This window comes from Actinophytocola sp., assembly GCF_035942955.1.
GTDB lineage: Bacteria > Actinomycetota > Actinomycetes > Mycobacteriales > Pseudonocardiaceae > DASYTH01.
The window spans coordinates 1-23,154 of record NZ_DASZCQ010000358.1; the positions used below are offsets into that span (position 1 = coordinate 1).

Below are 23,154 nucleotides of genomic sequence, written 5' to 3' on the forward strand. Positions count from 1 at the left end.
GTGCTGACGTTGCGTGGGATCCATGCCGGGTACGGGGGCGGGGATGTGTTGCGGGGGCTCGATCTGAGTGTCGAGGCCGGATCGGTTACCTGTGTGCTCGGGCCCAACGGGGCGGGGAAGTCGACGGTGCTGCGGGTGATCAGCGGGCTGTTGCGGGCGCGGCGGGGGGAGATCCTGCTGGGTGGCGCGCGGATCGACCGGTTGAGCCCGCCGGAGATTCTGGCTCGGGGGGTCGCTCAGGTTCCGCAGACCGGGGCGCTGTTTCCGCGGATGTCGGTGCGGGAGAACCTGCTCATGGGTGGGTATCTGATCCGCAGGCAACGGCTGCTGCTGGCGCAGCGGTACGACGCGGTGGCCGAGTTGGTTCCGCTCGTGCGCGAGCGGCCGGGGGTTGCGGCCGGGAACCTGTCGGGGGGTCAGCGGCGGTTGCTGGAGATCGGCCGGTCGCTGATGTTGGATCCGGCGGTGGTGCTGCTCGACGAGCCGTCGCTGGGGCTGGACCCGCGCGGCCTCACGGCGGTCGCCGAGCTTATCCGCGGCATGCGCGAGCGGGGCAAGACCGTGCTGCTCGTCGAGCAGAACGTCCGGCTCGGGCTGTCGCTGTCCTCGCACGGTGTGGTGATGGAGGGCGGTCGGGTGCGGTTGCACGGCCCGGCCAAGGACATTGTCGACCATCCGGAGATTGCCACGCTCTACCTCGGCGCGCTGGCGTCGTCCTCGTCCTGAAGCACGATTGGAACCGGACACATGAACGACATTCTTCCCAGCGCGGCACGGATCGGCTGGATCGGCACCGGGCGGATGGGCTACGCGATGGCCGCGCGGTTGCTCGGCGCGGGCTACGACGTCGCGGTGTGGAACCGGACCCGGGCCAAGGCCGAGCCGCTGGCCGAGGTGGGGGCGACGATCGCGGACACGATCGCCGAGCTCGCCGAGCGTGACGTGGTCTTCACGATGGTGTCCACCAGCGCCGACCTCGCCGAGGTGACGATGGGCGACGGCGGCGTGTTACGCCAGGAGGGCGTCGCGCCGCGGATCCTCGTCGACTCGTCCACTGTGGACATCGAGGTCTCCGCGGACGTGCGCGCCGCGGCGGCCAAGCTCGGCACCGCGTTCGTGGCCGCGCCGGTCTCCGGCAACGGCCGGGTGGCCGACGCCGGCCGGTTGTCCATCGTGGCCTCCGGGCCGGAGGACGCGTTCCGGGCGGTCCAGCCGTACCTGAGCGCGATCGGGCGCGGCGTCACCTACGCCGGCGAGGGCGAGGTGGCCCGGCTGGTGAAGATCTGCCACAACATCTTCCTCGGCGTGGTGACCCAGGCGCTGGCCGAGGTGACCGTGCTGGCCGAGAAGGGCGGGGTGAGCCGCGCGGCGTTCCTGAGCTTCCTCAACGGCTCGGTCATGGGATCGACGTTCACCCGGTACAAGACGCCGGCCTTCGTCAACCTCGACCTCACGCCCACCTTCACCCCGGTGTTGCTGCGCAAGGACTTCGACCTCGGCATGGACGCCGCCCACACGCTCGCCGTGCCCATGCCGGTCGCCTCGCTGACCCACCAGCTGATCCGCACGGCGATCGGGCACGGCCACGTCGACGAGGACTTCGCGGTGCTGCTGACCGAGCAGGCGAAGGCGGCCGGGCTGACGCTCGTCCCGGAGCACGTCGCGGTGACCGACGGACTGGAGGAGGAGTAGCCGTGAGCGCGCGCCAGGACACACCGGCGTCGACTATGACCGGCGTGTTGGTCCCTGGCGTCGCCATGTTGGCGCGTGGCGAGGTTTCCCATCGCGCGAGGCGCCAACACGACGACGTGAGCGGCAAACACGCGGACGTGAGGATATAGATGTGAGAACCGAGAGCTATATCGCGGGGGTGTGGCAGCCCGCGTCGGATGGCCGCCGGATTCCGGTCATTGATCCGGCCAGCGGCGAGCAGTTCACGGACGTGGCGGATGGCACCGTGGAGGACGGGCTTGCCGCCGTCACCGCCGCTGATCGTGCCTTTCCGGCGTGGGCTGCCACGGCACCACGGGAGCGCGGCGAGATCCTGCGGCGGGCCTACGAGTTGATGACCGCGCGGAGCCGGGAGCTGGCCGAGCTGATCGTCCGGGAGAACGGCAAGGCCCTGCCGGACGCGCTCGCCGAGGTGACCTACGCGGCGGAGTTCTTCCGGTGGTACAGCGAGGAAGCCGTGCGCGCCGAGGGCAGCCTGCAGACCGCGCCGTCCGGGGCGAACAAGATTCTCGTGCTGCGCCAACCGATCGGGGTGGCCCTGCTGGTCACCCCGTGGAACTTCCCGGCCGCCATGGCCACCCGCAAGATCGGTCCGGCGCTGGCCGCGGGGTGCACGCTGGTGCTCAAGCCGGCCAGCGAGACGCCGCTGACCGCGCTCGCGCTTGCCGCGCTGCTCGAGGAGGCGGGGGTGCCGGCCGGTGTGGTGAACGTGCTGCCGGCGAGCCGATCGGCCTCGGTGGTGGGCGTGATGCTGGCCGACCCGCGGGTGCGCAAGCTGTCGTTCACCGGTTCGACGGAGGTGGGCCGGGTCCTGTTGCGGCAGGCCGCGGACGGCGTCGTCAACTGCTCGATGGAGCTCGGCGGCAACGCGCCGTTCCTGGTGCTCGCCGACGCCGACCTCGACGCCGCGGTGGCCGGCGCGATGGTGGCCAAGATGCGCAACGGCGGCGAGGCGTGCACCTCGGCGAACCGGTTCTACGCGCACGCCGCCATCGCCGACGAGTTCACCGAGCGGCTCGCCGCGGCGATGGGCGAGCTCGTGGTCGGGCCCGGCCTCGATCCCGGGGTGCAGGTCGGCCCGCTGGTCAACGCCGCCACCCGGGACAAGGTCGCGTCCCTTGTGGACTCCGCGGGCGCCAAGGTGATCGTCGGCGGCAGCGCGCCGCGCCGGCCGGGGTTCTTCTACGAGCCCACGGTTCTCGGTCGGGTGCCGCCGGACGCGGCGATCCTGCGCACGGAGATCTTCGGCCCGGTCGCGCCGGTCGTGGCGTTCGACGATCTCGACGAGGCGATCCGGCTGGCCAACGACACCGAGTACGGTCTGGTGTCCTATGTGTACACCGGCGACCTGGCCACCGGGCTGCGGGTGGCCGAGGCGCTGGAGTCGGGCATGGTCGGCCTGAACCGCGGGGTGGTCTCCGATCCGGCCGCCCCGTTCGGCGGGGTCAAGCAGTCCGGCATCGGACGCGAGGGCGGCCACGACGGGCTGCTGGAGTTCACCGAGTCCAAGTACGTCGCGGTGTCGTGGTGAGCCGGCTACCCGGGTGGGCGGACGGTGGACTTGCGCACGACGAGGGAGACCGGCAGCGTGATCGACTTCGCCGGCAGCTCCGGGTCGCCGAGGCGCTCGAGCAGCATCCGCGCGCCCTCGGCGCCGATCTGGTAGTGCGGCACCCGCACCGTGGTCAGCGGCGGCGCCAGCCGGTCGACGAACGGCATGTCGTTGAACCCCACGAGGCTGACGTCCCGCGGACAGGACAGCCCGCGCTCGGCGAACACGTCGAGGCAGCCGAGCGCGATCAGGTCGTTGGCCGCGACCACCGCGGTGGGTGGCGCGGTGGCGTTGAGCACCGTCGTGATCGCCTTCGCCCCGCGCGCCTCGGTGAACTCGTCGGCCACCGCGATCAGCGCCGGGTCGGCGCCGATGCCGGCCTCGTCGAGCGTCTGCCGGAAGGCCCGCAACCGCGTCCGTCCGGTCGTGGTGTCCTGCGGGCCGGCGACGTGCGCGATCCGCGTGTGCCCCAGCTCCACCAGGTGGCGCACGGCCATGGCCACGCCGTGCTGGTCGTCGCCGACCACCGACGGGATCTCCGATCCGTCGACCCGGCGGTTGACCAGCACGATCCGGACGCCGTACCGGTGCGCCTCGATGAACAGCCGGTCGTCGCGCCGCGCGGTGGCGGCGATGACGCCGTCGACCTGCCGGGCCCGCAGCGTGTCGAACAGCGCGAGCTGCCGGTCGGGGTCGTGGTCGGTGTTGGCGATCAGCGTGGTGTAGCCGGCGGCGGCCAGCACGTCCTCGATGCCCCGGACGATCGGCGGGAACAGCGGGTTGGTCAGGTCCGGCAGCAGCACGCCGACCGACATCGAGCGGGCCGTCTTCAGCCCGCGGGCGATGGCGTTGGGCTGGTAGCGCAGTTCCCGCGCGGCCGCCTGGACCTTGCGGATCGTGGCGGAGTTGACCAGCGAGCTGGTGGCGGGGTTGAGTGCACGGGAGGCGGTGGTGACGTGCACGCCGGCCCGCCGGGCGACCTCTTTGAGGGTGGGGGAGTTCGTCATACGGCGGCACCGACCCGGTCACATATCGATTGCAGAATTGCAGGTTATCACGGCCCTGGGATGAATGGTCCGCAGCTTTGCAAACGAGTGCAGAGCGAGTAGCCGCGATGAGTACGAAGCTGGTCGCCGGTACCTTCACCCCGTCCGTACTGCTGACGGTAGCGCGCCGGCTGGGTCTGCTCGACGAGCGGGACCTGGTTGTGGCCGAGGTGCCCGTGCCGTCCTCGCCCGCCCAGTTCCGCGCCCTGCTGGCCGGCGACCTCGACGTCGCGTTCACCAGCCCGGACAACGTCCTGGCCTACCGGTTCGACCCGGCCAACCCGCTCGGCCGGACCGCCGACGTCCGCATCGCCTGCGCCGTCGACCGCGGCCTCGGCCTCGCGCTCTACGGCCGCCCCGGCCTCGACCCGGCCGGGCTGCGCGGCGCGGTGGTCGGCGTCGACGTCCCCACGTCCGGGTTCGCGCTGGCGATGTACGCCCTCGGCGACGCGCTCGGCGTCGGCCGCGACGAGTACCGGCTCGTCACCCTCGGCTCCACCCCGCGGCGCCGCCGGGCCCTGCTGGCCGGCGAGTGCGACGCCACCATGCTCAACGCGGGCAGCGAGCTGCTCGCCGAGGAGGCCGGCTGCGTCCGGCTGGCGAGCGTGGCCGACCTCGGCGCGCCCTACCTCGGCAGCGTGCTCGCCGTGGCCGGCCACGACCGGCTGGCCGCCGCGACCGAGCTGGCGGGGGCGCTGCGCCGCGCGGCCGAGCTGGTCCACAGTGGACAAGCCGACGAGGTCGCGCGCGACGCCGCGATGTCCATCTTGGACCTTCCGGAGCACCTCGCCGCCCGGTACGTCGACCGGCTCAGCAGCCCGGTGGAGGGCGTGATCACCGACGCGGGCGTGGACCGCGCCGCCCTGGCGACGATCGTCGCGCTGCGCCGGCGGTACCTGCCGGACTGCGGGGACGTCCTCGCCACGGCGCTGGAGCCGTCGTCGGGACTCATCGCGCCGGGCCGCTGATGCCGGCGTCCGCCATCCGGCTGCTGCAGCTCACCGTGTTCGTGAGCACGCTGGACCGGTTCGCGATGCCGCCGGTGCTCATCGCCATCGCGCACGATCTCGGCGTGCCGCTGTCCGACGTGGTGCCGGCGGCGGGCGCGTACTTCCTGTTCTACGGGCTCACCCAACCGGTCTGGGGCACGGTGTCGGACGCGTTGGGTCTGGTGCGGACGATCCGGCTGGCCATGCTCGCGGCGGCGGTCTGCACCACGGCCGCGGCGTTCGCCTGGACCCCGCTCGCGCTCGGCCTGACCCGCGGCCTCGCCGGCGGGTTCTTCGGCGCCGCCTACCCCGGCGGCCTGGTTTACGTCGGGGACACCGTGCCCGCCGAGGGGCGGCAGCGGGAGGTCGCCCGGCTCATGGTCGGGCTCGCGGTCGGCACGGCGCTCGCCTCGGTCGGAGCCGGGCTGGTGGCAACCGTGTTCACCTGGCGGGCCGCGTTCGTGGCGACCGGTCTGGCCGCCCTCGCACTGGCGTTCGTGCTCGGCCGGCTCGTCGAGCCGCCGCGCTCCCGCGGCGCCGGCCTGCTGCGCCCGGTCGCCATGATCGCGCGCTCCCGGGCCGCGACCTTCGTGCTGCTGCTGGCCTTTCTCGAGGGCGCGGTGCTGCTCGGCGGGCTGACGCTGCTGCCGGCGGCGGTGGAGGCCGCGGGCGCCAGCGCCACCGTCGCCGGAGCGGTCACCGGGACGTTCGGGCTCGCGGTGTTCGGCGCGGCCAACGCCGTCGGCCGCGTGTCCGCGAGGTTGGCGCCCGCGCGGCTCATCGCCGCGGGCGCGACCGCCGAGCTGCTGGCCTGCGCGGCGATCTCGGTGTCCCGGTCCCCGGCGGTCGGGCTGCTCGCCGCGGTCCTGATCGGCGTGGCCTGGGCGGCGATGCACTCGACCCTGCAGACCTGGGCCACCGAGGTGCTGCCCGACGCCAGGGCGACCATGGTGTCGCTGTTCGCCGGCGCGCTGTTCGGCGGCAGCGCGACCGCCGCCCTGCTCGTCGCCGACCTGGTGGCGGCCGGCCGGTACGGCATGATCTTCGCCGGCGCCGGCGCCCTGACCGTCCCATTAGGACTCCTGGCCACCGCCGGCCGGGCCAGGTGGCGTGGCCCCTAACGATTCCCGAGCCGGCGGAGCTGCTCGGTGGTGTGCGTGGCGAGCCGCTCGACGGTCTCCGGGCGGTGGATGCCCTCGGCGTAGGTCCAGACCAGCCACAGGCGGTGGTCCAGCACGCCGGCGGTGACCTCGATGAGGTGGGGCCGGGGGGTGCCGGCCGAGCGGAGGCTGCCGGGCGGGTCGCCGAGGATCGTGGCCGGGGCGTCGGGCGGCAGCGCCGCGTCGAGCTGGCCGAGGTAGTTGACGGTGAGCTCGGACGGCGGCAGGCCGCGCAGCGGTGAGTCGTGCGTGCCGTGCCGGAGCGGGACGTAGCCGGCGCCGCGGTGCGGGACCGACCCGAGCGTCTCGGCCACCACGGCGAGTCGCCCGGCGGGATCACCGTGGGGGACGGGCAGGACGGTGGGGTGGAAGTCGCTGAACCAGCCCACGGTGCGGACGACGTCAAGGCCGGGCACGAGGTCCTCGCGGCCGTGGCGCTCGATGTCCAGCTGGACGTGGTCGGCGCCGGTCCAGCCGGCAACGGCCGAGGCGATCGCGGTGAGCAGGGCCTCGTGGACGCCGGCGCCGCGCGGGAGATCGTGCGTCAGCCGGCGGGTGTCGGCCTCGTCCAGCTCGACCCGCAGCATCCGCGCGGCGCCACAGGTGTTCGGGCCGTCACCGTCGCGGGGCAGCCGGGGCGCAAGGTGGAACGGCAGCCCGGTCCAGTAGTCGATCTCGGCGCGGCCGGGCTCGAGATCCGCCAGGCCACGCGACCACTGGGCGTAGGAGGTGGTCTTGGGTGGGAGCACGACCGGTTGCCCGGCGGCGAGACTCCGGTACGCCGCGAACAGATCGGTGAGGATGATCCGCCAGGACACGCCGTCGGTGACCAGGTGGTGCGCGACGACCAGCAGCTGATCGGCGAGCCCTTGGCCGCGGTGGATGAGCGCGGCGCGCAGCAGCGGACCGCTCGCCAGGTCCAGCGACCGGTGCAGCCGTTCGGCGTGCGCGGTCAGCTCGGCGGCCTGCTGGCCCGGTGCGGTGTCCGAGAGATCGACCGTCCACAGTGTCCAGTCGGTCTCCACGGGCGCGTTGTGCTGGCGCCATGTCCCGTCCCGTCGGGTGAACCGGAGTCGCAGCGCGTCGTGGTGGCGCAGGACGGTGCGGAAGGCTTCCTGAAGCGGGTCCGGCCGGAGCGGCTCGTGGAGTTCCATGTGGACGGACATGTTCCAGTGGTCGGGCTCCGGCAGGTCCTGGTCGAGCAGCCACCGCTGGATCGGGGTGAGCAGGACGGGACCGGTGACCGGGCCCTGCTCGGCCGGCGCGACGAGGCGGGTGCCGGCGACCGTGGCGAGCCGGGCCACGGTGGGGTTCTGGAACAGCTGGCGGACGGTCAGCTCGATCGACCGCGCGCGGGCCCGGGTGACGACGGACATGGCCAGGATCGAGTCGCCGCCGAGGGCGAAGAAGTCGTCGTGGACGCCGACCTCCGGGATGCGGAGGACCTCGGCGATCACCGCGGCGAGCGCGCGCTCGGCGTCGGTGCGCGGCGCCACCGGGGCCGCCGCGGCGGGTGGCTCGGGCTCGGGCAGGGCACGCACGTCCACCTTGCCGTGCCGGGTTCTCGGCAGCTCCGGTATGGCCACGAGCTGGGCCGGCACCAGGTAGTCGGGCAGCCGTGCCTCGGCGAACGCGCGCAGCTCCTCGACGTCCACATCGGACGGAGCGACGTAGCCGACGAGCCGGGTGGTCGCCGAGCGCACGGGGATGACGGCGGCTTCGGCCACGGCCGGGTGCGCGGCCAGGACGGCCTCGGTCTCGGCCGGCTCGACCCGGAAGCCGCGGATCTTCACCTGCCGGTCGATGCGGCCGAGGAACTCAAGCACGCCGGCGCGGTTCCACCGGGCGCGGTCGCCCGTGCGATACATTCGTCCATTTGGAACTGTCGAGAAGGGATCGGGGAGGAACCGCTCGCGGGTCAGGTCCGGCGCGCCGAGGTAGCCGCGCGCCACCGCAGGCCCGCCGACGTACAGCTCGCCGGTCGCGCCGACCGGCAGCGGCCGGCCATGCGGGTCGAGCACATAGTTGCGCACACCGGGGATGGATCGCCCGATGGGCACCGGCCCGTTCGGCGGGTGGTCGACCCGGTGCACGGTGGACCAGATGGTGACCTCGGTCGGGCCGTACTCGTTGTGCAGCTCCACACGCGGCACCGCCGCCCGGTGCGCGAGCACCAGCTCCGGCGGGCACGTGTCGCCGCCGACGGTCGCCGAGCGCAGCGAGTCGAGCTGACCGGGCGCCACCGCGGCGAGCAGTTGCCCGTAGTATGCCGGCGCGGCGGCCACCCGGGTGAGCCGGTGGCGGGCGATCAGCTCGGCCACCCGGTGCGGCTCTGCCGTGACCTCGCGCTCGGGGCGCCATATCGTCCCGCCGAACAGCAGCGCGAAGTAGATCAACGCCAACGAGCCGTCGAAGGTGAGCGCCTGAAGGCTGAGGCAGCGGCCCGGCTCACCGTAGTGGGCGCGCCGGGACAGGGTCGAGAACAGCAGGTGCCGATGCTCGACGACGACACCCTTGGGCGTGCCCGTCGATCCGGACGTGAAGATGATGTACGCGGGGTCGCTCGCGGTGGCGAGGGCGGGCGGCGGGTCGTCCGGCTGGCCGGCGGCCAGGTCGGCGAGGGTGTGGCCGGCCGGCTCGCGGTCGGCACCGATGATCACGACCGGGTCGGCCGCCGCGAGGATGGTGTCCCGGCGGGCCCGCGGTGCGTGCGGATCGACGGGCACGTAGGCGCCGCCCGCCTTGAGCACGCCGAGCATCGCGGGGATCGCCGCGGTCGGTTGCTCGAGCAGCAGCGCCACCACGCGTCCCGGCCGCACGCCGCGGTCACGCAGTCCGTGCGCGATCCGGTTGGCGGCGATGTCGAGCTCGCGGTAGGTCAGCGGGCGCCGTTCGTCGCCGATCGCGATCGCATCGGGGGTGCGGGCCACCTGGGCCTCGAACGCCGCGTGCACCACACCGTCGGGGGTGTCGAGTGGCGCACCGGTCGAGAGGGCGAGCACCTCGCGGCGCTCGTCGTCGGAGAGCAGCGTGAGGCCGGACAGTCGCCGGTCGGGGTCGGCCACCGCGTCCGCAAGCAGGCCGAGCAGGTGCCGGGTGAGCTGCTCGATCGTGGCCGGGTCGAACAGGTCGGTGTTGTACTCCCAACACCCGCTGATGCCGTCCTCGCCCTCGCGCAGCTCGAGGATCAGGTCGAGCTTGGTGGCCCGCGGGTCGATATCCAGCGGCTCCAGCGTGAGCGCGCCGAGCCGCACGGTGGGGCTCGGGGTGTTGTGCAGCACGAGCATGGCCTGGAACAGCGGCGCGTGGCTGAGTGTGCGGGGCACCTCGAGCTCGTTCACCAGCCGCTCGAACGGGATCTCCTGGTGCGCGACCGCGCCGAGGGTGGCCCGCTTGACCCGGCCGAGCAGCTCGCGGAACGTGGGGTCGCCGGCCAGGTCGGTCCGGATCACCACCGAGTTGATGAAGCAGCCGACCAGGTTCTCGGTCTCCGGGCGGGTGCGCCCGGCCACCGCGGTGCCGATGGCCAGGTCGGTCTGGCCGCTGTAGCGGTGCAGCAGGGTGACCAGCCCGGCGTGCAGCGCCATGTACGGCGTGCTCCCGGTGGCGCGGCACAGCCCGCCGAGCGCGTCGGCCAGCTCCCGCGGGATGCGCACCGGCACGCGCGCGCCGTCGCGGCCCTGCACCGGCCCGCGCGGCCGGTCCACCGGCAGCTCCAGCATCGGCACGCCGGCCAGGTTCTCGGTCCAGTACGCGAGATCGCCAGGGGAGTCGGGCCGCTCCCGTTGCCACACGGCGTAGTCCGCGTACTGCATGGGCAGCGGCGGCAGCTCGCCGCCGGCGTACATGGCGGCCAGCTCGGCGCACAGCACGCCGGCCGACCACCCGTCGGACACGATGTGGTGCAGGCAGATCAGCAGCACGTGCTCGTCGGGACCGAGGCGCAGCAGGCAGGTCCGCAGCAGCGGACCCCGCTCGAGGTCGAACGGGGTGCGGGCGAAGTCGGTGGCGAGCCGGTCGACGTCGGCGGCGTCGGCCGGGCGCACCGGCAGCTCGACGTCCAGCGCCGGGTGGATCACCTGCACCGGGCCGTCGGGCGTGATCTCGATCGTGGTGCGGAGCACCTCGTGCCGGCGCACCACCTCGTCGAGCGCGCGGTGCAGGGCGGCGGTGTCCAGCTCGCCGCGCATCCGCAGCGCGACCGCGTTGTTGTACGCGACGTTCCCCGGCTCGAGCTGGTCGAGGTACCACAACCGTTGCTGCGCATAGGACAGCGGCGCCGTGCGGGAGGCGACGTGCCGTTGCCTCCCTTCGGCGGCCAGCGTGCCGAGCAGCCGCACGCCGCGCAGCGCCGCCTCCGCCGGCACCCCGAAGTCGATCAGCGCGGCCACCTCGTCGACGTCCAGTTCGGACACCCGGTCCAGCACGGGCGCGCAGCTGGCCGGCGTCCCGATCAGCGCGCCGTCGCGCAGGTACCGCTCAACGCCGTGCTCGAGCAGGATCCGCAGGTCGTCCTCTGTGAGGTCCTCCGGCCGGACGGCCAGCCCCTGGCTGACCGCGAATCCCCTTGAGATGTCGACGGAGCTGCGGAAGTAGCGCAGCAGCGGGGGCCGCGCCACCGCGTACGCCTCCTCGGCCGAGTCGGCGAGGAAGGCGTGCAGCATGAGCGTGACGTGCCCGTCGCCGGCGTGGCCGGCGGCGCGCCAGGCCTCCCGGTACAGCTTGATCTTGCCGGCTAGGTCGGCCATGGTCTGGGCCATCAGGTTCGTGAGCAGGAAGGCGCCCAGCTCCCCGGCGATCCGGAAGGTGTCCGGGCTGCCGGCCGCGGTCAGCCAGAACGGCAGCTCGGGTTGCACCGGCCGGGGGCGGATCGCCACCGCCACCTCGTCGCCGATCCCGTTGCGCCGCACGACGGTCTCGCCCCGCCAGAGCCGGCGCACCTCCTCGATGCCCGCGCGCATCACCTCCCGGCGGTCGGCGTACCGGTCGGGGGCGAGCACGAAGTCGTTGGGGTGCCAGCCGGACGCGAACGACACCCCGACCCGGCCGCCGGAGATGTTGTCGATCACCGACCAGTCCTCGGCCACCCGGATCGGGTCGTGCAGCGGCAACACCACGCTGCCGGCGCGGATGCCGATCCGGCGGGTGGCGGCGGCCAGCGCCGCGCCGGTCGCGGTGGGACTGGGGTAGAGCCCGCCGAAGGCGTGGAAGTGCCGCTCCGGCGTCCAGATCGCGGCCAGGCCGTGCTCGTCGGCCAGCCGCGCGGCCTCCAGCAGCAGCGCGTACTTCGGCCCGACGATGGCGTTCTCGTCGTTGGCGAAGAACGACAGGCTGATCAGCGGCCCGGCGGCCGGCGGCCCGACCCGGACGGGCACCGGGATGGCGTCAAGGCGCAGCTTCGACAGCGGTGTGTCCGGCCGGCGCAGCCCGTCCTCGAGCAGCGCGGTGAACTTGTCGAACAGGCTTCGCGCCGTCGCCTCCCCGAACAGTTCCTCGGCGTAGGTCAGGGTTCCGGAAAGGCCGGTCGGGGACTCGGCCAGCATCAGCGAAAAGGTGGCGAGGGTGGCGGCGAACATGGCCGGCATGTCGGGCACCTGCCACTGCCGCCAGGTCATGCCCGCAAGCTCCTGCGCGTCCGGGATTCCGGCGTGCAGCACGAACAGCGCGTCGAACAGCCGCGCGGTGCCCGGCGCCAGCTCCTCGTAGGGCAGGTCCGGGTGGGCGTAGGCGGACAGCACGGTCCGCCGCGTCCTGGACACGAGCTCGGCGAAGCTCGGGTCGCCGTCGAGGTCGGTGCGCAGCGGCAGGGCGTGGGCGACGTAGCCGATCAGCGGCTCCAGCTCGGCCCGTTCCCGGTTGCCGATCGGGGTTCCCACGACCACGTCGCGCGCACCGCTGATCCGGCCGAGGAACGCCGTGTAGGCGGCCAGCAGCGTGATGAACGGGGTGACGCCGAGCCGCTGGCTGACCTCGTAGACCTGTGTGGACAGTGCGGGGGACAGGCCGACCTCGAGGTGCCGGCCGCGCAGCCCGCGCTCCGCCGAGCGGGGCCGGTCGGTTGGCAGCGCGAGGCGCGGGAGATCGGCCAACGTCGCGCGCCAGTACGCCCGCTGCCGGTCGAGCGCATCGCCGCCGGCGATTCGGCGCTGCCAGGCGGCGAAGTCGGCGTACTGCACCGCAAGCGGCGGCAGCGGGGACGGCGCACCGGCCACGATCGCCTCGTAGGACGCACCGATCTCCCGTACCAGGTTGACCATCGACAGCGTGTCGGACACCACGTGGTGCACGGTCAGCAGCAGGATGTGGTTATCCTCGGCGAGGCGCAGCAGCCGCGCCCTGAGCGGGGCCGCGGCCAGGTCGAACGGTCGCGCGGCCTCCTCGCGGGCCAGTCGCGCGGCCGGCTCCGCCCCGGGCACCGTCTCGATCTCCAGGGCAACCCGCGCCTCCGGTTCGATCCGCTGTGTCCATAGTCCACCGTCGCAATGGAACGTCGTGCGCAGCGTCTCGTGCCGGCCGGCGACCACCCGGATCGCGGCCTCGAGCGCGGCGACGTCCAGCGCACCGGCCAGCTCCACGGCCACCGGCATGGCAAGGGCGGGGTTGCCGGGGTCGGCGGCCTCCAGGGCGAGGGTCCGCGCCTGCACCACCGACAGCGGCGGGGTGGGGTCGCGCGGCACCGGCCGGATGGGCGGCAGCTCGTCACCCACCGGGGCGCCGGAGTCGCCGAGCAGGTCGCGGATCCGCCCCGCCACCCCGGCGACGGTCGGCTCCTCGAACAGCATGGCGAGCGGGATCGGCACCGGGAACGCCGCCCGTAGCCGGTTGATCAGCTGCACCGCGGACAGCGAGTTGCCGCCCAGCTCGAGGAAGTTGTCGTGGATGCCGAACTCGTCGGTGCCAAGCCGCTCCCGCCAGATCTCGAAGACCTTGCGCTCGATGTCGTCGCGCGGCCCCTCGGACGCGGCGTCCTGCGCCGCCGCCGGCCCCCCGGCCGGGAGCAGGGCCGGGACTTCGGCCGGGACTTCGGCCGGGATGTCGGCCGGCGCGTCGAGGCGGCAGTCCACCCGCTCGAACGGGTAGCTCGGCAGCGGGACGCGGCCCCGGCTTTCGTTGCGGTAGAAGGCGTCCCAGTCGACCGGCAGGCCGGCCGACCACACCGCGCCGACGCCCTCCAGCAGCACCCGGTGGTCCGACCCGTCGGTGTCCCGGCGGCGCAGCGACGGCACCACGAGGGCCCGGTCGCGCAGCTGGGCCATGGCCAGCGTGGTGAGGCCCTGGTCGGCGCCCACCTCGATCAGCACCAGCGGTTCATCCTCGGCCGCGGCAAGGGTTTCCAGCGCGGCGGCGAAGCGGACCGGTTCCCGCATCTGCCGCGCCCAGTACTCCGGGCCGCCGTCGTCGTCTGCCCACCACGTCCCCGAGCGGCTGGACAGCAGCGGCAGCGCGGGCGCCGCCGCCCCTGGCAGGCGCTCCGCGACGGCGACCAGCTCCGGCAGGATCGGTTCCACGGCGGGGGAGTGGAAGGCGCGCCGCACCGGCAGCTCGCGCACGGCGTGGCCGGCCGCGGCCAGCCGGGCGCCCAGCTCGGCGACCGCGTCGACCGGGCCGGAGACGACGCACCGGCCGTCGCCGTTGACCGCCGCCAGCGACAGCGGTGGGTCCACAAGGGACGCCAGCTCCGCCTCGGCGAGCCCGACCGCGATCATCGCGCCGTCGGGGAGCTTGGCCACCAGCCGGCCGCGGGCCACGGCGAGCTCCGCGGCGTCCGGCAGGGTGAGCACCCCGGCCAGGCAGGCCGCCGCGTACTCGCCGAAGCTGTGCCCGAGCAGGGCGGCCGGTCGCACGCCCCAGGCCAGCCACAGCCGGGCGAGCGCGTGCTCTACGGCGAACAGCGCCGGGTGCGCCAGCTCCGGATCGAGGATCGGCCCGGCGCCGTCGAGCAGCGCCGGCAGCAGCGGCGTGCCCAGCCGCAACTCCAGCTCGGCCACGCAGGAGTCCAGCTCCGCGCGGAACACCGGCTCGGCGCGGTACAGCTCGCCCGCCATGCCGTAGAACGCCGCGCCCTGCCCGGGAAACAGCAGGCCCACCCGGGGTGGCTCGGCGACCGGCGCCGGGTCGCCCCGGCGGTCGCGCAGCGCGTCGGCCAGCTCGGCCGCGCCGGCGGCCACGTAGGCCCGCCGGTACCGCAGCTCCGCGCGGCCGACCGCCCGGGTGTAGGCCACGTCGGCGAGCTCGAGGTCCGACCGCCCGGCAAGCTCATCGGCCATTGTGGACAGTGCGGTGCGGGTGTGCGCGGCGAGCGGCACGACCTGGTACGGCCGGGCGGACGGCGCGGGCTCGGCCGGTGCGGGTGGCTCCGCAAGGACGGCGTGCACGTTGGTGCCGCCGATGCCGAACGAGCTCACCCCGGCCAGCCGCGGGGATCCGGTCCACGGCCGCAGCTCGGTGTTGACCACGAACGGGCTGGCGGCGAAGTCGATGGCCGGGTTGGGCCGCTCCAGGTGCAGGCTCGGCGGGATCTCGCCGTGCCGCAGCATCAGCGCAACCTTGATCAGCCCGGCGATGCCGGCCGCGGTGTCCAGGTGGCCGATGTTCGTCTTGACCGACCCAAGTGGACAGTCGCCGACCCGGTCGGTGCTGCGCCGGTAGGCCCGGGTCAGCGCGGCGATCTCGATCGGGTCGCCGAGCGGCGTGCCGGTGCCGTGCGCCTCGACGTAGCCGATGTCGGCGGCGGACACCTCGGCGAACGCCAGCGCCTCGGCGATCACCTCGGCCTGGGCGGCGACGCTGGGCGCGGTGTAGCCGATCGACCGGTGCCCCTCGTTGTTGATCGCCGAGCCCTTGATCACGGCGTACACGTGGTCCCGGTCGGCCACCGCGTCGGCGAGGGGCTTGAGCACCACCACGCCGACCCCGTTGCCCGGCACCGTGCCGGCGGCGCGGTGGTCGAACGCGCGGCAGTGCCCGTCCGGTGAGAGGATCATCCCCTCCTGGTGGACGTATCCGGTGCGCTGCGGCACTGACAGCGACACCGCCCCGGCGATCGCCAGGCTCGACTGTCCTAACAGGAGGCTCTGGCAGGCCAGGTGCACGGTGGCCAGTCCGGTGGAGCAGGCGGTGTGCACGTTCATGCTCTCCCCGCGCAGCCGCAGCAGGAACGACGCCTTGGTGGCCAGGTTCTGCGCGGCGGAGCCGCCGAGCGCCTCGTAGAGCGAGGCGGGGTCGGAGTCCAGCCGGCCGAGCAGGGCGAGCTGGTGGCCCGAGGCCCCGGCGCCGGCGTAGACGGCGATCCGGCCGGGGTAGCGCCACGGGTCGTACCCGGCGTCCTCCAGCGCGGCCCAGGCGACCTCGAGGAACACCCGCTGCTGCGGGTCCATCCAGCGCGCCTCCCGCGGTGGGATGCCGAAGAAGTCGTGATCGAACGCCGCGCCGCCGTCGAGCACGCCGCCGGCCGGCACGAACCCGGGGTGCCGGCGCGCCCGCTCGGGCACCAGCGGCGAGGTCTCCAGCTCGGCCTCGCCGAAGACGGAGATCGACTCCGTGCCGGCGCGCAGGTTCCGCCAGAACGTGGGGAGATCCGGTGCGCCGGGGAACCGGGCGGCCATGCCGACGATGGCGATCTCGTTGCCGGACAACGACACGGTCAGGCTCCCTTCCGGCGGGCGCGCCTGGCCAGCGCCGCCCGCCGCGCCGCGGCGTGCTCCTCGGGTCGGGTGTCCTCGGCCGTCGGGCCGGCGCGTGCCAGGTGGCGGGCAAGCGCCTCCACGGTCGGGTGCTCGAACAGGTCGGTCACCGGCACGTCGCGGCCCAGCCGGTCGGCCAGCTCGCCGGTGACCCTGGCGACCAGCAGCGAGGTTCCGCCGAGCTCGTCGAAGAAGTGGTCCCGCACGCCGATCAGGTCCTGGCCGAGCACGGCGGCCCAGACCCGGGCCACGATCCGCTCCAGCTCGGTGCGCGGCGCCCTGCGCTCGGCCGTGCCCCGGTCGGCCGGGGTCGGCGCGGGCAGCCCGGCCCGGTCCAGCTTTCCGTTGGCGGTCAACGGCAAGCGGTCCAGATGGACGAACGCCGCCGGCACCCACGGGCCGGGCAGCTCGGCGCGCAGCCGGCCGCGCAGCTCGGCCACCGGCACCCGGTGCCCGTCGGGAACCAGGTAGGCCACCAGCTCGGTTCCGCCGCCGGGACCGGGCCGCGGCACGACGGCCACCTCGCGCGCCCCGGACACCTCGCGCAGCCGGACCTCGATCTCGCCCGGCTCGACCCGGATCCCGCGGATCTGCACCTGGTCGTCGAGCCGGCCGAGGAAGTCGAGGGAGCCGTCCGGCAGCCACCGCACCCGGTCCCCGGTCCGGTACATCCGTCCACTGTGGAACGGGTCGGGGCGGAACCGGTCCGCGGTCAGCCCCGGCCGGCCGAGGTACCCGGTGGCCACCCCGATCCCACCGATGTACAGCTCGCCGGGCATCCCGATCGGGACCGGTCGCATCCGGCCGTCCAGCACGTAGGTGCGCACGCCCGGGATCGGGCGGCCGATCGGCGGCCGGCCCCCGCCCGGCTCGCAGGCGGCGATGGTGGCGCAGATGGTGGTCTCGGTCGGGCCGTACGCGTTACGGAACCGGCGCCCGCGGCCCCACCGCGCGACCAGCTCCGCCGGGCAGACCTCGCCGCCGACGATCAGCCCGGCCAGGTCCGGAAGCTCGGCGTCGGGCAGCGCGGCGAGCGCCGACGGGGACATGCTGGCCACGGTGATCCGCTGCTCTTCCAGCAGCCGGACCAGATCCGGACCGGGCACCAGGTCGGGCGGCGCCAGGTGCAGCGCGGCGCCGCGCAGGTGGGCGGTGAGAACCTCCAGAATGGACAGATCGAACGAGCTCGACGCGTAGTGCAGCAGCCGGTCGGCCGCGGTGACCTCCACCGCCGCGGCCCACGCCTCGGCCACGTTGCCCAGCCCGCGGTGCGGAACCAGCACGCCCTTGGGCCGGCCGGTCGAGCCCGACGTGTAGATGACGTAGGCGAGATCCTCCGGGCCGATGCCGGCGTCCCCCGCGGGCTCCCCGGGTTCGGCCGACGCCTCGGCGAGCTCGCCCTGGCCGAGCACCACCGCCGGCCGGGCGTCCGCGATCATCCACTCCAGACGGCTGGCGGGCAGGTCCGGCGTCAGCGGCAGGTACACCGCGCCCGCCCTGAGTACGGCCCAGAACGCCACGACCCAGTCCACGCCGCGCGGCAGCCGCACCCCGACCACCTGGCCCGGCCGCACCCCGAACCGGCCGCGCAGGCCGGCCGCCACCCGGCCGGCCAGGGCGTCCAGCTCGGCATAGCTCAGCGTCCGACCGCCGCACACCACCGCGGTCGCGGCGCCGTGCCTGGCGACCCGCTCGGCGAACAGGGCGGGCAGCGTCGTCGGTCCGACGAGCGGCGGGCCGCCGTCGGCGAGGGCGAGGACGGCTTCGCGCTCGCCCTCGTCCAGCAGCCCGAGTGTCTCGACCGGACTGTCCGGATTGGATGCCGCGTCGGCCAGCAGGGTGGTGAGCTGGTGGCCGATCCGAGCCATGGCCGGCGGGTCGAACAGGTCCGCGCAGTACTCGAGGACGCAGCTCAGCCCACCGGACACCTCGGCGGCCATCAGCGAAAGGTCGAACATGGCGTCCCGCCAGGGAAGCCGGTAGGGCTGGACGGCCAGGCCGCCGAGGTCCAATCGAACCGAATCGTCGGCCACCGCGAAGGCCGCGAGGTCCGGCCGGCCGGGCGGCGACTGCTGCAGGGTCAGCGCCGCCTGCATGACCGGCGAGCGGCTCGGGTCACGGGTCGGGCGGATCGCCTCGACCAGCCGGGGGAACGGCACCGCGTGGTCGAGCGCGCCGAGCACGGTGTGCCGTACCCGGGCCATGAGCTCGCCGAACGTGGTGCCCGGTGCGACGCGGACCCGCAGCGGCACCGGGTTGACGAGGTAGTCCACGAGCCGGGCGGTGCGCCGGTCGTCGCGTCCCGTGGTCGGGGTTCCGATCACGACGTCCTCCCCGGCGTACCGGGACAGCAGCGCGGCGAACCCGGCCAGCAGCGCCACGAACCGGGTGGTGCCGGTCCGGCCGGCCAGCTCGTCCAGCCGCCGCAGCACATCCGGGGAGATCCGGAACTCGTTTGCCGCGCCCCGCAGGGACTGCACCCTCGGCCGCGGGAACGTCGTCGGCAGGTCGATGACCGGCGGTGCTCCGGACATGGTGGTGCGCCAGTACTCCAGCCGCGCCTCGATGTCCCGTTCGGACTCGGCGGGCGCCGGCGCGGCGGCCGGGCCGGCGGTGGCGCCGGCGTAGAGCGTGAGCAGGTCGTCCACCAGCACCGACAGCGACCAGAAGTCGGCGATCACATGATGGATCGACAGCAGCAGGACGTGGTCGGCCGGCCCGCGGGAGTACAGCGCGGCGCGGAACAGGGGTCCGCCGGCGAGATCGAAACGCTGGGCGGCGTCGGCCTCGACCCGTTGCCGCAGTGCGGTCTCGTCGCAGGCGGACAGGTCGTGGTGCTCGAGAACCTCGCCGTGGAAGGCGAACTCCCGGCGTACCGGCTCGCCGCCGTCGGCCGGCAGCCGGGTGCGCAGCGCGGGATGGCGGTCGACCAGCGCCCGGAACGCCCGGCGCAGCGCGGAAACGTCCAGCGGGGAACGGATCCGGGCCGCCCTGGTGATCTGGTAGGCGGTGCTGGTCGGGGCCCACCGCTGCATGAACCACAGCGCGCGCTGCCCGTCGCTGAGGCCGGGCTCGGTCGGGATCGGGCTCGGCTCGGCGGGTCTCCGCCCGCGCAGCTCGCCGATGGTCCCGGCGCCGAGCAGCTCGGAGATCGACACGTCCACCCCGCGCTCCTGCAGCGCGTGCCGCAGCTCGACCGCGCGCAGCGAGTCGAGCCCCAGCTCGGTGAGCGGAGTGTCCGCGGGCAGGCCGGTGAGCTGGGTGAGCACGTCGGTCGCGGCCCGGTCCCACCGGGCGAGGACGTCCCACCCGCCGTCGAGGAACGCCTTCCGGCAGGCGTGGCGCTGGATCTTCCCGCTGGAGGTCTTGGGGATGCTGCGCGGTCGCAGCAGGACGACGGCGGCCGGGTCGAGCTCGTGCGCCTCGGCCAGCGCGCGGCGGATCGCCGAAACCAGGTCCACTGTGGACTCGGTGACCTCGCAGGCGATCGCGATGGCCTCGGCGCCGTCCTGCTCGATCGGAAACGCCGCGCTGCAGCCGGCCCGAACGCCGTCGACCCGCTCGACGGTCTGCTCGAGGTCCTGCGGGTAGACGTTGCGGCCCCGGATGATGATCAGGTCCTTGACCCGCCCGGTGACCACCAGCTCCCCGTCGGGGCCGAGGAAACCGAGGTCGCCGGTGCGCAGGTAGCGGCGGCCGGGATCGTCGGCGCGGCGGGCGTGGAACGTCCGCGCGGTCTCCTCGGGACGGTTCCAGTAGCCGAGCCCGACGCTGGGTCCGCTGACCCAGATCTCCCCCTCGGCGCCGGGATCCGCGGCCACGCGGGTCGCGGGGTCGACGACGGCCACGGTCTGGTCCCCGAGCGCCGTGCCGCAGCCGACCCGGTCCGTGCCGTCGTGCGCGACCAGCCGCGGCGGCGCCTCCGGGCGGCCCCCCGTGACGATCAGCGTGCCCTCGGCGAGGCCGTAGCACGGGTAGAACGCCTCCCGCCGGAACCCGGCCGGGGCGAACGCCTCGGCGAAGCGGTCAAGCGTCTCGGCCCGCACCGGCTCGGCGCCGCAGAACGCCACCCGCCACCGGGACAGGTCCAGCCCGGCCCGCTGCGCCGGCGTGCTCTTGCGCACGCACAGGTCGAAGGCGAAGTTGGGGCCGCCGCTCACCGTGGCACCGAACCGGGAGATCGTCTCCAGCCAGATCATCGGCCGCCGCAGGAACGTCAGCGGGGACATCAGCGTCATGGGCAGCCCCGCGTAGATCGGCTGCACGATCCCGCCGATCAACCCCATGTCGTGGTACGGCGGCAACCAGCTCACCGCGACCGAGCTCGGCGAGCAGCCGAACCCCAGCCGGACCAGCTCCGCGTTGTGCACCAGGTTGGCGTGGCTGAGCAGCACCCCCTTCGGCTCGCCGGTCGACCCGGACGTGTACTGCAGCAGCGCGGGCGACCCGGGGTCCGGCCGCGGCGAATCCCGTGCAGCCGCGCCGATGTCCGGCAGCCGGTCGGTGGCGATCGGTTCCAGCCCCGCCGGCGCCGCGCCGTCCAGCCCGGACACGGTCAACGCGAGCCGCGCGCCGCAGTCGGCGATCAACGCGCGCAGCCGGGGCAGCGTCCGCTCGAGCCGCGCCGGGTCCGGCGGGTACGCGGGCACCGCGATCGCCCCCGCGTACAGGCAACCGAGGAAACCCTCCACATAGGACCGTCCAGGCGGGTACAGCAGCAGCACCGGCTCCCCGGCGCCGCCGCGGGCCGACAGCGCCGCCGCCACCCGCCGTGCCGCGCCGTCCAGCTCGGCGTAGGTCACCGGCGCCGCGTCCTCGTCCAGAAACACGAATGCCCGATCCGCCGCGCGGTTTCGGGCATGCTGCTGGAGCAGATCGGGGACCGTGACCACCCAGGGAAACTATGACCAATAGGACATCCTGACAAGGCTTCGCGTCATCGGGTATAGGGATTACTACCGCATCGCTCAAGGCGCGCTATAGAAATGGTCCACAGTGGAGTGATCGGATCAGAAGGCGAAGACCGGACCGGTCGCCGCGCGCATGGCGCAGTTGTTGCCGTACTCGTGGCTCCAGCGGATCGGGCGGCCGCGCCACGTGCCCCGGGCGGCGGCCATGACCGGGCGGTACTCGAGGGTGCAGAGCTGCGCTTCGGGATCGCCGGGGAGCAGGTCGAGGTCGCCGCCGGCCGCGTCGAGGTCGGCGCAGGCCTTGGCGGCATTGGGATGGGCGCCGCCGGGCGGGTGGCAGCGCAGGCGGGTCAGCGCGACGGAGCCGTCCATGACGTTGCGGACGCTGAGGACGAGGGTGCTCGGCGGCGCGGCGGCGCTCGCCTCGCCGGCCGGTGCGACCAGGGCGAGCAGCACGGAGATTGCCGCCGGCAGGACGCCGGCAGACCTGGTCATGACTCCACTGTGGACTCTCACGGCGCCGGTGGGAAGGCCGGCCACCCGATCGGGTGGCGCGCCCGGTACGGTCGAGGCGTGACCGGGGAGCTGCACGCGCTCAGGGCCGAGCTCGTCGCGCGGATCCGCGACCGGGCCACGATCGGCGAGTCGGTGGCCGACGCCCTGCGCACCGTGCCCCGCCACGTGTTCCTGCCCCACCTGCCGCCGGAGTCGGTGTACCGGGACGAGGCGATCGTCACCCGGCGCGACGAGGCCGGCCGGCCGACCAGCTCGTCCTCCCAGCCGGCGATCATGGCGATCATGCTCGACCAGCTCGGCGTGGCGCCCGGCCAGCGGGTGCTGGAGATCGGCGCCGGCACCGGCTACAACGCCGCGCTGCTTGCGCACCTTGCCGGGCCGACCGGCGAGGTCGTCACCGTCGACCTCGATCCCGACCTGGTCGACCGCGCGCGGACCCACCTGACCGCGGCGGGCTACCCCGGCGTGCACGTGGTGTGCGCCGACGGCGCCGGCGGCTTCGCCCCGCGCGCACCCTACGACCGCGTCATCGCCACGGTCGGCGTGTGGGACCTCGCGCCCGCCTGGCTGGAGCAGCTCGACCCGGCCGGCCGCCTCGTCGTGCCGCTTGACCTGCGCGGCGTCCAGCGCAGCGTGGCCTTCGAGCGCGCCGGCGGGCACTGGGCGAGCGTCTCCGTTCAACCGTGCGGCTTCATGCGCATGCGCGGCCCGTTCGCCGGACCCGAGCAGCTCCTCGTGCTCGACCGGGACACCGAGCGGATGCTCACCGTCCCGCACGATCGCCCGATCGACCTCGACGCGGTGCGCGCCACGCTGTCCGAGGCCGCCACCGAGCACCCCACCGGTGTCTCCTTCGAGCCCGACGAGGTGTTCGACGGCCTCAACCTGTGGCTGGCCGTCCACGAGCCCCGCTGGTGCGCGCTCGGCTCGCCGGTCGTCGCCCCGATCCCGGCGGCGCCGGTCCAGGCCCAGGGATTCAACGCCACGGCGGGGATCCTCGACGCCGGCAGCCTCGCCCTGCTCGCCAGCCGGGCCGGCGAGCTCGCCGTGTTCGGCTACGGTCCGGACGGCGGCCGGCTCGCCGCCGAGCTGGTCGCCCGCACCCGCGACTGGGATGCCGCCGGCCGTCCCGGATCGGCCACCCTGCACGTCCGCGCCTACCCCAGAGCCACCGCGGCCGACCGACTCGACGGCGTGCTCATCGACAAGGTCCACACGCGACTCGCCCTGTCCTGGACCGCCGGCTGAAGGTGCCGTGCGTCTTTTGTGGTGCTATAGCCCCGGAAAAGACGCACGAGGAGCCGCGTCAGGACTGTTCAGGAAATTTTGGGGCCGCCGCACTGAATCAACTGAACACGGCGGCCTATTGTGCCGGCTCGGCGAGCGTCTTTTTTAGCCCGATCGGGCCCTTTTTTCTTGTCATTCTTCTTCCTATGCTCGGTCATATCCCGGTCGCCGATCTGCTCCATTGGAGTGAAAAGGTGCGCTCCCAACCACATCCGACCAGACACGACGCTACGGCGCAGCAATTTCTCGCGGCAGCGGCCGAGCTGATCGACACCTATCT

At 74.0% G+C, this 23,154-nt stretch carries 10 protein-coding genes; 6 read left to right on the forward strand and 4 right to left on the reverse strand.

Features of this window, described 5'->3' with window-relative positions; all coding sequences use genetic code 11:
* From VGX25_RS34975 to VGX25_RS34985, 3 genes are all read left to right on the forward strand, one after another.
* The coding region (locus VGX25_RS34975; protein ID WP_326922273.1) for an ABC transporter ATP-binding protein at positions 1–726 on the forward strand (726 nt) is incomplete at its 5' end.
* 21 nt (positions 727–747) lie between these two features.
* Positions 748–1,692: an NAD(P)-dependent oxidoreductase gene (locus VGX25_RS34980; RefSeq protein ID WP_326922274.1), complete on the forward strand. Its 945-nt coding sequence runs from the start codon at positions 748–750 to the stop codon at positions 1,690–1,692.
* A 151-nt stretch (positions 1,693–1,843) separates the two neighbouring features.
* A complete protein-coding gene (locus VGX25_RS34985; protein ID WP_326922275.1) occupies positions 1,844–3,262 on the forward strand; it encodes an NAD-dependent succinate-semialdehyde dehydrogenase in 1,419 nt (472 codons plus the stop codon).
* Positions 3,263–3,267: 5 nt separating this feature from the next.
* Here the strand turns inward: VGX25_RS34985 and VGX25_RS34990 are convergent, their stop codons facing one another.
* Entirely contained in the window at positions 3,268–4,290 is a 1,023-nt protein-coding gene (locus VGX25_RS34990) for a LacI family DNA-binding transcriptional regulator (RefSeq protein ID WP_326922276.1), read from the reverse strand.
* Between the two features lie 107 nt (positions 4,291–4,397).
* Between VGX25_RS34990 and VGX25_RS34995 the strand changes: the two genes are divergently transcribed.
* Together VGX25_RS34995 and VGX25_RS35000 are read left to right on the forward strand one after the other, a co-directional pair.
* On the forward strand, positions 4,398–5,297 hold the full coding sequence (locus VGX25_RS34995) for a hypothetical protein (RefSeq protein WP_326922277.1): 900 nt from the start codon (positions 4,398–4,400) through the stop codon (positions 5,295–5,297).
* The gene (locus VGX25_RS35000) at positions 5,297–6,439 is read left to right on the forward strand and encodes an MFS transporter (RefSeq protein WP_326922278.1); all 1,143 of its coding nucleotides are present in this window, start codon (positions 5,297–5,299) and stop codon (positions 6,437–6,439) included. Before VGX25_RS34995 ends, VGX25_RS35000 begins: the two co-directional genes overlap by 1 nt.
* Here VGX25_RS35000 and VGX25_RS35005 read toward each other — a convergent pair.
* The 3 genes from VGX25_RS35005 to VGX25_RS35015 form a co-directional block, all read right to left on the reverse strand.
* The gene (locus VGX25_RS35005) at positions 6,436–16,119 is read right to left on the reverse strand and encodes a non-ribosomal peptide synthetase/type I polyketide synthase (RefSeq protein WP_326922279.1); all 9,684 of its coding nucleotides are present in this window, start codon (positions 16,117–16,119) and stop codon (positions 6,436–6,438) included. The two genes, VGX25_RS35000 and VGX25_RS35005, sit on opposite strands and share 4 nt — an antisense overlap.
* A gap of 2 nt (positions 16,120–16,121) precedes the next feature.
* Positions 16,122–21,053, reverse strand: a complete 4,932-nt coding sequence (locus VGX25_RS35010) for a non-ribosomal peptide synthetase (RefSeq protein WP_326922280.1) — start codon at positions 21,051–21,053, stop codon at positions 16,122–16,124.
* Between the two features lie 117 nt (positions 21,054–21,170).
* The gene (locus tag VGX25_RS35015; RefSeq protein WP_326922281.1) at positions 21,171–21,566 is read right to left on the reverse strand and encodes an SSI family serine proteinase inhibitor; all 396 of its coding nucleotides are present in this window, start codon (positions 21,564–21,566) and stop codon (positions 21,171–21,173) included.
* 78 nt (positions 21,567–21,644) lie between these two features.
* Here VGX25_RS35015 and fxlM point away from each other — a divergent pair, with 78 nt between their 5' ends.
* Positions 21,645–22,835 (forward strand): methyltransferase, FxLD system, encoded by a 1,191-nt coding sequence (gene fxlM, locus VGX25_RS35020; protein WP_326922282.1) that lies wholly within the window; start codon positions 21,645–21,647, stop codon positions 22,833–22,835.
* The last annotated feature ends 319 nt before the right edge of the window (positions 22,836–23,154 follow it).

Bases quoted from the DNA above. Each gene is read 5' to 3' on its own strand.
- VGX25_RS34995 (WP_326922277.1), top strand. From the start codon at position 4,398: ATGAGTACGAAGCTGGTCGCCGGTACCTTCACCCCGTCCGTACTGCTG.
- VGX25_RS34980 (WP_326922274.1), top strand. From the start codon at position 748: ATGAACGACATTCTTCCCAGCGCGGCACGGATCGGCTGGATCGGCACC.
- VGX25_RS35015 (WP_326922281.1), bottom strand. From the start codon at position 21,566: ATGACCAGGTCTGCCGGCGTCCTGCCGGCGGCAATCTCCGTGCTGCTC.
- VGX25_RS34990 (WP_326922276.1), bottom strand. From the start codon at position 4,290: ATGACGAACTCCCCCACCCTCAAAGAGGTCGCCCGGCGGGCCGGCGTG.
- VGX25_RS35000 (WP_326922278.1), top strand. From the start codon at position 5,297: ATGCCGGCGTCCGCCATCCGGCTGCTGCAGCTCACCGTGTTCGTGAGC.